Source organism: Variovorax sp. GW821-FHT10B04 (assembly GCF_059415645.1).
Genome location: NZ_JBWKNQ010000019.1, coordinates 68,409 through 79,217, shown reverse-complemented (window position 1 = coordinate 79,217; position 10,809 = coordinate 68,409). Strand labels below are relative to the sequence as shown.

The 10,809-nt window shown below is 68.5% G+C and carries 9 protein-coding genes, 1 tRNA gene and 1 riboswitch; of the genes, 8 read left to right on the top strand and 2 right to left on the bottom strand.

What is annotated here, in order from left to right:
- Window positions 1–218: 218 nt before the first annotated feature.
- Window positions 219–294: transfer RNA gene (locus tag AC07PZ_RS30790), tRNA-Asn, on the bottom strand.
- A 68-nt stretch (window positions 295–362) separates the two neighbouring features.
- Window positions 363–2,450, bottom strand: coding sequence for a TonB-dependent siderophore receptor (locus tag AC07PZ_RS30785; RefSeq protein WP_495298992.1), 2,088 nt, complete (start codon window positions 2,448–2,450; stop codon window positions 363–365).
- 132 nt (window positions 2,451–2,582) lie between these two features.
- Window positions 2,583–2,693, bottom strand: a riboswitch (TPP riboswitch).
- A gap of 176 nt (window positions 2,694–2,869) precedes the next feature.
- Between AC07PZ_RS30785 and AC07PZ_RS30780 the strand changes: the two genes are divergently transcribed.
- From AC07PZ_RS30780 to AC07PZ_RS30745, 8 genes are all read left to right on the top strand, one after another.
- Window positions 2,870–3,055 (top strand): hypothetical protein, encoded by a 186-nt coding sequence (locus AC07PZ_RS30780; RefSeq protein WP_495298990.1) that lies wholly within the window; start codon window positions 2,870–2,872, stop codon window positions 3,053–3,055.
- Window positions 3,056–3,446: 391 nt separating this feature from the next.
- A complete protein-coding gene (locus tag AC07PZ_RS30775; protein WP_495298989.1) occupies window positions 3,447–3,863 on the top strand; it encodes a hypothetical protein in 417 nt (138 codons plus the stop codon).
- A gap of 188 nt (window positions 3,864–4,051) precedes the next feature.
- Entirely contained in the window at window positions 4,052–4,555 is a 504-nt protein-coding gene (locus AC07PZ_RS30770; RefSeq protein WP_495298988.1) for a sigma-70 family RNA polymerase sigma factor, read from the top strand.
- A 3-nt stretch (window positions 4,556–4,558) separates the two neighbouring features.
- Complete coding sequence (locus AC07PZ_RS30765) at window positions 4,559–5,569, top strand: FecR domain-containing protein (protein ID WP_495298987.1); 1,011 nt, start codon at window positions 4,559–4,561, stop codon at window positions 5,567–5,569.
- A gap of 141 nt (window positions 5,570–5,710) precedes the next feature.
- Complete coding sequence (locus tag AC07PZ_RS30760) at window positions 5,711–8,248, top strand: TonB-dependent siderophore receptor (protein WP_495298986.1); 2,538 nt, start codon at window positions 5,711–5,713, stop codon at window positions 8,246–8,248.
- A 137-nt stretch (window positions 8,249–8,385) separates the two neighbouring features.
- On the top strand, window positions 8,386–8,712 hold the full coding sequence (locus AC07PZ_RS30755; protein WP_495298985.1) for a hypothetical protein: 327 nt from the start codon (window positions 8,386–8,388) through the stop codon (window positions 8,710–8,712).
- A 1-nt stretch (window position 8,713) separates the two neighbouring features.
- The gene (locus AC07PZ_RS30750; protein ID WP_495298984.1) at window positions 8,714–10,435 is read left to right on the top strand and encodes a PepSY-associated TM helix domain-containing protein; all 1,722 of its coding nucleotides are present in this window, start codon (window positions 8,714–8,716) and stop codon (window positions 10,433–10,435) included.
- Entirely contained in the window at window positions 10,432–10,782 is a 351-nt protein-coding gene (locus AC07PZ_RS30745; RefSeq protein WP_495298983.1) for a DUF3325 domain-containing protein, read from the top strand. Before AC07PZ_RS30750 ends, AC07PZ_RS30745 begins: the two co-directional genes overlap by 4 nt.
- Window positions 10,783–10,809 lie beyond the last annotated feature (27 nt).

Here is a 10,809-nt window from a genome sequence, read left to right as displayed (position 1 = left end):
GCAGATGCCGACCCCGAGCACATTCGTTGGTACAGGAAGGTCCGCTTCGGAGCAACCTGAACTTCCGCTTAGGGCCCTAAGCGGCCTCTCAGCTCGGGCCTCTGCCGGATGATGCGGACGGAAGATGAGCTGAAATGAGAAAGCCAAGATGTTCACAGTGAACAATCTTGGCTTTCGTCGACCATCCGCAACTCGTTGTTGCGTAAGGTCTTTTTCTATGGCTCCCCGACCTGGGCTCGAACCAGGGACCTACGGATTAACAGTCCGGCGCTCTACCAACTGAGCTATCGGGGAACAAGCCTCAGATTATAGCGTTATTTTTCGGGCCTCCTGAAAAACGGCACTCGAAGGCGCAAATTTCTTCAAATATTTGCAGTCATGGTCAGCCGCAGCGTGCGCGGCGCACCGGGGAACAGGTAGACGTGGCCGTACTGGTACGGCGACTCCTTCCAGTAGCGACGATCGAACAGGTTGTCGACGCCCAGCGTCCAGCTCGTGTTCGCTCCACCGATCCTGGTGTCGTAGCGCAAGGCCGCATCGAAGCGCGTCCACGAAGGCAGCGTGACCGAGCCATCGGGCAGCACGTTGCGGCGGCCTTCATAGGACACCTGCGTCTGCACTTCCAGGCCCGGCACCGCGGCGATGCGGTAAGCCGCCTGCGCACGCAGGACCTGCTTGGGCACGTTGGTCGGGCGCTGGCCATTGGTGGACGGCTCCATCGTGCTGTCTTCGCGCTTGGCGTCGATCAGCGTGATACCGCCGGCTAGACGCCAGGGGCCTTGCGACCATTGCGCGCTCGCTTCAAGGCCGCTGTGCCTTTCGCTTCCGTCGTAGGCCCCTTCGCACGGCGTGATGCCGAGCCGGCTGCAGGCATCGAGATTGGTCATGGGCCGGGTGATGTCGAACCAGGCGAGCTGCCAACCGAGCACGTTGTCGCCGCCCTTCAAGCCGATCTCCCACTGGCGCGAGCTCAACGACGGCAGCGCTTCACCTGCGTTGCTGTACTGCGCGCTCTTGTTCGGCACGACCTGCGATTCGACGCCTTTGCCCCAGCTGGCGTAGGCCATCAGGTCCGGCCGCAGCGCATAGCTCGCGGCGAGCCATGGCGTCGTGATGCCTTGCTCGTAGCCGGTCGGCTGCGAGCCGTCGGTGCGCACGCTGTCGCGGTCGAAGCGTGTGTAGCGCGCGCCGACCCAGGTCGTGAATCGTGACGTCCAGCGGATCGCATCCTGCGCCGACAGCTCCGTCGAGCGCTCGTCGCGGTTGGTGTTGACGTCGCTCAGCGTCGGATCGGCCGGCACGATCGCCGTGCCCTGCACGTTGCCGGTGCCGACGTAGTTGTAGGCCTGGTCCTGGAAGCGGTTGCGCACGCGGCTCGCCATGAGCCCGAACGACAGGTCGTGCTGCACGCCGCCCGTCGTCGCCTTGCCCTTGAGGTTGAGGCTGCCGGCGGTCTGCACGCGGCGCTCGTTCTCGCTGCGGAAATCGTAGAAGTCGAAGGTGCCGTCGGAGCAGTAGCGGTCGTAGTTGCCTTCGGCGCTGCAGCCGAAGGCGTAGGCCAGGCGGTCGTCGGTCTTCAACCGCTGCTGGCCGAGCTGCGCGCTCCAGCGCCAATCGTCGTTGATGGCCTGGCTGAAGCGCAGCGTGCCAGTGAGGCCTTCGAAGACCGAGGGCTGCGACCAGCTCTGGTTGTTCAGGTTGATGCGCGGGTCGACCGGCGCCGGCAGCGTGTTGCCGAGCAGGCTGAAGCCGTTCTGGCTCGGCTGCGTCTTCTTGCTGTATTCGATCTCGGCCTCGAGCACCGAGTCGCGCGTGATGCGCCAGTCGGTGGCCAGCGAGAAGAGATTGCGATGGCCGTCGAGGTCGTAGGTGCGCGGCTTGATGTCTTCGCTCACCACGTTGAGCCGGTAGCCGAACTGGCGGTCCTCGCCGAAGCGGCCGCCCAGGTCGACCGCGCCCAGCACGCCGCCGCGTCCCGACAGCTCCACGCGCACTTCGCGCAAGTCCTTCTCGGTCGGCCGCTTGACCACGTAGTTCACCAGCCCGCCCGGCGCGCTGGTGCCGGCCTGGATGCCGCTGGTGCCGCGCAGGATCTCCACGCGTTCCTTGTTGTCGAGCGGGATCGAGGTCTCGGCATTGATCGGCAGACCTTCGCGCCGGTAGTTGAAGCGGTTGTCCAGCACGAAGCCACGCACCGTGAGGTAGTCGATGTAGCCGGCCGAGTTGTACGCGTCGGTGACCGAGGCATCGAACTGCACGAGGTCGGCCAGCCGGCGCGCGCCGCTCGCCTGGATCTGCGTGCTGTCGATGACGGTGGCGGAGATCGGCACGTCCTTCAGCGGCAGATCGCCGAAGCCGCTCACGTCGGCCTGGCGCGGTGCCGTGCGTTCATCGACCGTGACGGTCGGGAGCGTCGCCTGCTGGGCGTGCGCGGCGCCGGCCAGCGTCATCAGGGCCGCGAAGGCGCGGGCGATTTCATTTTTTCTGTGTGCCACATTTGCTCCAGTGCAAATTGTTGGCAGGTGGGCACGGCCCGGCTTGGACGATGAGATGGCCGCGCGCGCATGGCGTGCATGACGAGACGGCTGCCGGACCAGCTTCCCTGCGCGAGGATTACCTCAATCAGGTTCAAAGGGACTCTCTCAGTCACCTGGCTGTCCTGCGACGGCTCGGCAACACCCCTAGCGAAGAGCTCCGTCTTGCGGCGGAGCGGGCCGGATTGTAAAGGCAGCGCCTGCCTGCCCCTCGCGTCGGCCCGCCCCCCGAGCAAACCCGTAGCGTGCAATCTGACGATTGGATACATCGGTATCCGATAAGGAACATGCATCGAGAGATGCAAAGTAGCTCCATACAACAAAGGAGCAAGAACATGTCCGTCCTGATGTGGTGCCTCGGTTTCAGCGTGTACGGCGTGCTCGCGATATTTTTCTTGAGCCTGGCATTGACGGCCGGACGTGCCGATGACGCCGATCGCCGATTCCGCCGCGCCATGGGCCGCGTCTTCCGCATGCGTCAGACCCACATGCCGCGAGGTCGAACCCAGGCCGGCGCCTGAGCCTTCCCGGCCGGCTCCCCCTGCCTCCGCAGGCTGCAAGCCCTTCGAGCGGCCATACTCGCGCAGATGGCCATTTCTTTTCGACCCATGGCGGTTCATTCATCTGTCCCACGCTGCGCGTGGGCCCTGATCCTCGTCGCCGCGTGTACCGCAGGCTGCAACACGCGGCCTGCCGCCCGGGTGACTCGCCTCGGAGACGGCTTGCTGCTGTCTCCGACGGCAGACGAAGCCGAGGCGTATTGCAGGAACAGCGGCGATCCCGTTCGCCTGCTGAAGCCCGTGCCAGGCGAACCGGGGGTTCGCTTCCGATGCGATTGAGGCGATACGTCGCGTCGCTGCCGCAGTTTGCGGACGACCTCGCCCATCGAGCGGCGCTCAGGGGGCGTGCGCCATGACAGCCACCGGCCTGCTGTTTGCCGTCGTGGGTGCGGCGTCGGTGATCGGTTTCATTGCCAGCCTGGCCAAGCCCGCATGGTTCCGCTTCAACGGCGGCGTCCCCCGACGCTGGAAGATCGGCGCCACGTGGCTGGTGCTCATCGCGGTCAGTACATTGGGCGCGCTGGCGCAGCGCCAGGCCGCCGTCGTCCAGGAACCTTCGGCGAGCACGCCGACCGAGTCGACCGAAGCGACATCGGACATCTCGTTCGAAACCTTCCCAGGCCAGGCCATATCGATCCCGGACATCGACGTGCCGACCGACGCGGCGAAGCCGGCGGAGGAGACGGTCGACACGCTGATCGACGTCGTGCCTCCGCCGCCGCCACCTGCACTGTCGCTGCCGCCCGTTCCATCGCGCCGCCACAAATAGGCACTCCGCGCTCGCCAGCGTGGCCGACGTTCTGATCGAGCCCGGCCGGACGTCGTCGAGCCGGGGGCCCCTGGAAGAAATGGGGATGCCCGGTCACCCTTGGCATTTACAATGAGAACAGTTCTTATTTGCTTTGCCGAGGTCAACGGGGGTCAAGCCCCTGCAAGACCTCGGCGCCGCGCCGCTCCATGCCTGCCGCCGAACCCGCCCTCGACGCCCTTCTGCACGCGCTTTATCGCGACCACCACGGCTGGCTGCAGGGCTGGCTGCGCAAGAAGCTGGGCAACGCCTTCGACGCGGCCGACCTGGCGCAGGACACCTTCGTGCGCGTGCTGCGCGCGCCGGGGCTCGACGCGGTGCAGGAGCCCCGCGCCTACCTCACGACCATCGCGCGCAACCTGCTGATCAACCACGTGCGCCGGCGCGCGATCGAGCGGGCCTATCTCGATGCGCTCGCGCTGCTGCCCGAACCGGTGGCGCCCTCGCCCGAAGCACGGCTCATCGTGCTGGAGACGCTGATCGAGATCGACCGCCGGCTGAGCGGCCTGCCGGCGCAGGCCAAGCAGGCCTTCCTGCTCGCGCAGCTCGAAGGAATGGGCCAGGCCGAGATCGCAGCCGAGCTCGGCATCTCGCTGTCGACCGTCAAGCGGCATCTCGCCAAGGCGGCCATGCGCTGCTTCTTCCCGGAATAGCCGATGGCTTCGCTGCACAACGACACCCTCGCCGCACCGCTGCCCGGCGGCGACACGCGGATCGCGCCCGCGATCGCCGAACAGGCGGTGCAATGGTGGATCGCGCTCCAGGGCGGCGATGCCGGCATCGCACAGCACGCGCGCTGGCAGCGCTGGCGCGATGCCGATCCGGCACACGAGGCCGCCTGGCAGCGCATCGAGAACGTCGGCGGCCGGCTGGCCGGCATTCCGACGCCGCTGGCCCGCGCTGCGCTGAGTGCCGCACCGCAGTCGATGCGCCGGCGCCGCGGCGTCCAGTTGCTGACCGCGCTGGTGGTGGCGGGCGGCACGACGCTGGTGGCACGGCAATCCACACCTTGGCGCGCCTGGACCGCCGACCAGGTGTCGGCCATCGGCGAACGGCGCACGCTGCGGCTGCCCGATGGCGGCGACGTGATGCTGAACACCGGCAGCGCCATCAACGTCCGCTTCGACACCGAGCGCCGCGTGCTCCAGCTGGTGCGCGGCGAGATCCTGGTGCAGACCGCGGCCGACGCGATGCAGCGCCCCTTCCTCGTGCAGACCGAGGCGGGCACGGCCCGCGCGCTCGGCACCCGCTTCACCGTGCGCCAGCGCGACGACGCCTCGGTCGACGTCGGCGTTCTGCAGGGTGCGGTCGAACTGCAGCCGCTCGACGCGGCGGCGCGCAGCCACACGCTGCAGGCCGGCGAAGCGGGCCGCTTCACCCGCACGCAGGCCATGGCGGCCGGCGTGCTCAACGCGCATGCGAACGCCTGGATCGACGGCATGCTCGTCGCGTCGCACATGCGCCTGGCGGATTTCCTCGCGGAACTGGGGCGCTACCGGCCCGGCCGCCTGGGCTGCGACCCGGCCATTGCGGGCCTCGAGGTGTCGGGCGCCTATCCGCTGGACGACACCGACCGCGTGCTGACCGCGCTGACCTCCTCGCTGCCGGTCCAGATCCATACCTACACCCGCTACTGGGTCAGCGTGGGCCTGCGCCGAAGGCGCTGAACGATTCGGCCGGCGCGGAACGATGCCGCCGAAAAATACTTGAGCTGTTTCGGCAGGGTTGCCTGTCAAGGAAAGGAAGGGCGCGGATGCCGTGCCTTTTTCTCTTCTTCTCGTCGACTCCACCATCGAAGGTATTCGCTCATGCTGCAACGCAACGGCTTGCCCGCCCCTGCACTCCGCAAGGCGCGCTTCCACCCGCTTTCCCTCGCCCTGCAAACGCTCTGCGTCGGCACCACGGCCAGCCTGGTCACGGCCGGCCTGCTCGCGCCGCAAGCCGCGCTGGCCCAGCCGGCCAACCCCGAGGGCCGCGACGCCCGCGAGCTGCGGCACTACGACATTCCGGCCGGCCCGCTGGAAGGCGTGCTGAACCGGCTCGGCCGCGACGCCGGCGTGCTGATCACCTTCGAGTCGAAGCTGACCGACGGACTGAACAGCCGTGGCGTCAACGGCAGCCGCACGGTCGAACAGGCGCTGTCGCAAGCGCTCGACGGCAGCGGCCTCGGCGCCGTGCGCGCAGCCGGCGGCGGCTATGCGCTGCGGGCGCTGCCGGGCTCTTCGGCGAGCGGCACCACCGGCGCGGCAGGCTCACCCACCACGCTGGCCGAGGTGCGCGTGACCGCCACCGCCGCACGCGACGGCACGACCGAAGGCACGGGCTCGTACACCACGCGCTCCACCGCCACCGCGACGCGCCTCGCACTGTCGCCGCGCGAGACGCCGCAGTCGGTCAGCGTGATCACGCGCCAGCAGATCGACGACCAGGCACTGATCAGCGTGCCCGAGATCCTCGACAAGGCACCCGGCGTGACGGTCGGGCGCAACGACAGCGAACGCGCGACCTTCTATGCGCGCGGCTTCTCGATCGAGAACCTGCAGTTCGACGGTGTGCCCAGCACGCTCGACACCTCCAACCAGTACACCACCGCGATCGGCGACAGCGCGATCTACGACCGCGTCGAGATCGTCAAGGGCGCGACCGGCCTGCTGACCGGCGCCGGCTATCCGTCGGCCACGCTCAACCTGGTGCGCAAGAAGCCGACCGCCGAGTTCGCGGGCAGCGTGTCGCTGGGCGTTGGCTCGTGGGACAAGGTGCGCAGCACGGCCGACTTCTCGGGTCCGCTCAACGAAAGCGGCAGCGTGCGCGGCCGCATCGTCGCCGCGGCGCAGAACGCGAACTCGTACGTCGATCGCTACAGCCGCGACACGCGCAACCTGTACGCCATCGTCGAGGCCGACCTCACGCCCGACACCCTGCTGACCGTGGGCGTCGACCACATGGAGACACGTGCCGACGGCGCGACCTTCGGCCACATCCCGCTGTTCTACAGCGACGGCACGCGCACGAACTTCCCGCGCTCGTTCAACCCGGCGGCGCGCTGGTCGTACTGGAACAACGACAGCACCCAGACCTTCGCCAGCCTGAAGCACGAGTTCGGCGGCGGCTGGAAGCTCGACCTGGCGGCCAGCCATCTCGACCAGTCGAAGGACGTGTTCTACGGCTCGGCCTACAACGGCAGCGTGGACCGCACGACCGGTGCCGGCATCCGCATGCTGTCGGGCGCGCTGCCGTCCGAGTCGACCACCGACGCGCTCAACCTCGCGCTGACCGGCCCGTTCACGCTGTGGGGCCGCACGCACGAGCTGATGCTCGGCGCCGGCTACTCGCGCCAGAAGCAGGACGCGGAGCTGCACACCTCGACGTTCACGAGCATTCCGAACTACTTCGCGTGGGACGGCGACATCGCGCAGCCTGCGTCGCCCAAGCGCGCCGACCGCAACATCCTCACCACCGAGAAGGGCCTGTCGGCGGCCGTGCGGCTGCGGCCGACGGACGCGCTGTCGGTCATCGTCGGTGCGCGCACCAGCTGGTACCAGCTGCGTGACCAGAGCACCAGCCTGGCCGGCGTGACGAGCGTCGACGACGACCTGAACATCAGCGCCAAGGTCGTGCCCTACGCGGGCATCGTCTACGACATCGACACGACCTGGTCGGTCTATGCAAGCCACACCGACATCTTCCATCCGCAGACCTACTACAAGGACGCGAACGACCGCCCGATCGCGCCGCTCACCGGCAAGAGCTCCGAGGTCGGCGTGAAGGGCGAGTTCCTCGATCGCCGGCTCAACGCCAGCGCCGCGCTGTTCCACATCAAGCAGAACAATTCGGCGCAGTACGTCGACGTCAACCCCGACACCGGCAACGAGATCTACACGGCGGTCGACGGCATCACGAGCAAGGGCGCGGAGTTCGAGGTGGCCGGGCAGATCACGCCATCGTGGAACCTGGCGGCGGGCTACACCTTCCGCACGTCGAAGAAGCCGCCGCAACCGGACGTGATCCTGAGCGCGGTCAACACCAACCAGCCGAAGCACCTGTTCAAGCTGAACACCAGCTACCGCCTGCCGGGCGCCTGGAGCAAGCTGGTCATCGGCGGCTCGCTGTCGTGGCAGAGCGAGACCTACTACCAGACCTCGGACGAGAACATGTGGCGCGCGACGCAGCCGAGCTACGCGGTGGTCGGCCTGATGGCGCGCTATGAATTCGACCGCCACCTGAGCGTCTCGCTCAACGTCAACAACGTGTTCGACAAGACCTACATGCCGGGCCTGGGTTCGTACGGCACGGGCGTCTATGGCGATCCGCGCAATGCGCTGCTGAACGTGGTCTACAAGTTCTAGGCGGGCGACGCCGGCAGCGCTTGCGCCCGGGCCATCCACGCGCGAATCCGAGGGAATTCGCGCGTCGGATGGCCCTTTTTCCGTTCTCGTTTGTCATGAACAGGAAGGGGCGAATTCGACGCTCCGCGAGCGCCTCAATGCACGACTCCTCCACGAACCACACCAAGCCATCATTGCGCGCCGCTTCGCCGGCGCTCCAGACGCTGTCGCGCGTCGTGGCCGCCGTCGCGGGCGGCTATGCGCTGGCCGCAGCCGGCGCGATCTTCCTGGCCGCCGTACTGCCCGGCGGCCGTGCCGACGCGGTCATGGCCGGCATGCAGTTCAGTTTCGCGATCCACGCCGCAGCGGCGATCTGGGCGTTCTCGCCGATTCCAGTGGCACGTGTCTGGGGATGGCTGGTGCTGCTGGCGACCGGACTGCTGGGCCTCGGCTGGCTGCAGCCCGTTATTGCGAGAGGTGGCTGAGGTGGCGGCCGGCGCCAAGAAATCGAAGGCATCCGCCGCAGGCGGCGGCGCAGGCCAGGGCAGCTTCCGCCAGGCGCAGGCCTGGCTGCACACCTGGTGCGGGCTGTGGTTCTCGTGGCTGCTCTTCGCGGTGTTCCTGACCGGCACGCTCGCGGTCTTCGAAGAGCCGATCACGCACTGGATGTCGCCCGAGCACCGCGCGGAGGAAGCCGTCGAGGCCCAGGCGGCAACGCGGCCTGCCGACCCTGCATCGGCAACGGCATCGACACCCGCCAGCCGCGCGCAGCGCCTGCGCCGGGGCGTCGACTACATGGAGCGGCACCACCCCGGCGCCGGCATGTGGGAACTGTGGCCGTCGGACGCACGAGGCGGCGGCAAGCTCAGCGTGTACTGGTTCGACGCCAACCAGCAATATGCGGATGCCCGGCTCGATCCGCTCACCGGCGCACCGCTGCAAGCCGCGGCGAAGGCCGACGGACCGCAGGCCCGCGCCACGCTCGGCGGCCATCACTTCGTCGACTTCCACTACGAGCTGCATGCCGGCGGCATCGGCCTGTGGATCGTCGGCATCGCAGCGATGGCGATGCTGGTCGCGCTGGTGTCGGGCGTGATCACGCACAAGCGCATCTTCAAGGACTTCTTCACCTTCCGGCAAAGAAAGGAGCAGCGCAGCTGGCTCGACGCGCACAACGCGGTGGCCGTGCTCACCCTGCCCTTCCAGTTCATGATCGCCTACACCGGGCTGGTGCTCTCGGCCTCGTCATTCATGCCGGCGCCCAAGCTGTTCCACTACGGCGGCGACCGTGACGCGCAGCAGCAGTACGCAGCCGACCTGACCGGCCTGCCCAGGCCGCAGCGCAGCGGCCAGCCGATGCAGGTGCCCGACCTCGAAGCCTTCGCCGCACGCGGCCAGCAACTCATCGGCCAGCCGGTGCGCGCCGTGGTGGTCGAGCTGCCGGGCGATGCCGACGCGCGCATCGGTGTCTACGGATGGAACGACGAGGGCGAAGCACAGCAGCGCCTGAGCCCGACCACCGGCATGGCCATGTTCTCGGCCGCGACCGGTGAATTGCTGCGACTGCGGCCGCCCGGAAGCGCCGACGGCGGCAGCGCGCTGCTGGCCCAGTCGGCCATGCAGGGCCTGCACATGGCGACCTTCGGCGGCTGGGCGCTGAAGTGGCTGTACTTCGTCTGCGGGCTGGCCGGCACCGCGATGATGGGCACGGGCGCGGTGCTGTTCATGGTCAAGCGCCGCCACAGACATCAGGGCGAATTCGGCAGCGCGACCGCGCGGGTCTACCGGCTGGTCGAGGGGCTCAACGTCGCCGCCATCGCCGGACTGGCGCTCGCCTGCATGGCCTATCTCTGGATCAACCGGCTGCTGCCAATGGCGCTCGACCACCGCACGGCCTGGGAGCTGCGCGCCTTCTTCACGGTCTGGGCGCTGGCGCTGGGCCACGCCTTCGTGCAGCCGCCCGCTCGCGCCTGGACGACGCAGCTCGGCCTGCTGGCCGCGCTCGGGCTGCTGCTGCCGATGCTCGACTGGGCCAGCACCGGCGATCACCTGCTTGCACAGCTCGCGCGCAGCGACTGGGAAAGCGTGGGCGTGCAGCTGGCGGCGATGGCGATCGGCGCACTCGCGCTGGTGGCGATGCGCCACCTGCGGCCCGGCCGCGCGCCACGCGTGCGCGGCGCCGCACATTCGACCGAGGCACGCCCATGAACACGACCACCGCCTGCCTGCTGGCCTTCGGGCTGGCCTACGCCGGCATGGCCGGGCTCTGCCTGGCGATGGACCGGCATCACGCACAGGTCTGGCAGCGCGATGCGCCGCCGGTGTTGCGGCGCGGCCTGCGGACTGCCGGCTGGACCCTGGTCGCGCTCGCGGCCGTGCCCTGCCTGCGGGCCTGGGGTGGCAGCGTCGGCACCGTGCTGTGGCTCGGCTGGCTGTCTGCCGGCGCCCTCGTGCTGGTGCTGCTGTTGAGCTACCGCCCCCGGCTGGCCGCCGCCATTGCCGCGCTGTGCGCGCCGCTGGCGCTTTGCGGCCTGGCCGCGTCGTCGATGGCCTGAACCGCGAGCCGGTGCGCTCAATCCCCT

Excerpts from the sequence above, each read along its gene's own strand:
- AC07PZ_RS30765 (WP_495298987.1), top strand. The coding sequence starts at position 4,559 with ATGGCTTCGCTGCACAACGACACCCTCGCCGCACCGCTGCCCGGCGGC.
- AC07PZ_RS30745 (WP_495298983.1), top strand. The coding sequence starts at position 10,432 with ATGAACACGACCACCGCCTGCCTGCTGGCCTTCGGGCTGGCCTACGCC.
- AC07PZ_RS30780 (WP_495298990.1), top strand. The coding sequence starts at position 2,870 with ATGTCCGTCCTGATGTGGTGCCTCGGTTTCAGCGTGTACGGCGTGCTC.
- AC07PZ_RS30775 (WP_495298989.1), top strand. The coding sequence starts at position 3,447 with ATGACAGCCACCGGCCTGCTGTTTGCCGTCGTGGGTGCGGCGTCGGTG.
- AC07PZ_RS30785 (WP_495298992.1), bottom strand. The coding sequence starts at position 2,450 with ATGACGCTGGCCGGCGCCGCGCACGCCCAGCAGGCGACGCTCCCGACC.
- AC07PZ_RS30755 (WP_495298985.1), top strand. The coding sequence starts at position 8,386 with ATGCACGACTCCTCCACGAACCACACCAAGCCATCATTGCGCGCCGCT.
- AC07PZ_RS30770 (WP_495298988.1), top strand. The coding sequence starts at position 4,052 with ATGCCTGCCGCCGAACCCGCCCTCGACGCCCTTCTGCACGCGCTTTAT.
- AC07PZ_RS30760 (WP_495298986.1), top strand. The coding sequence starts at position 5,711 with ATGCTGCAACGCAACGGCTTGCCCGCCCCTGCACTCCGCAAGGCGCGC.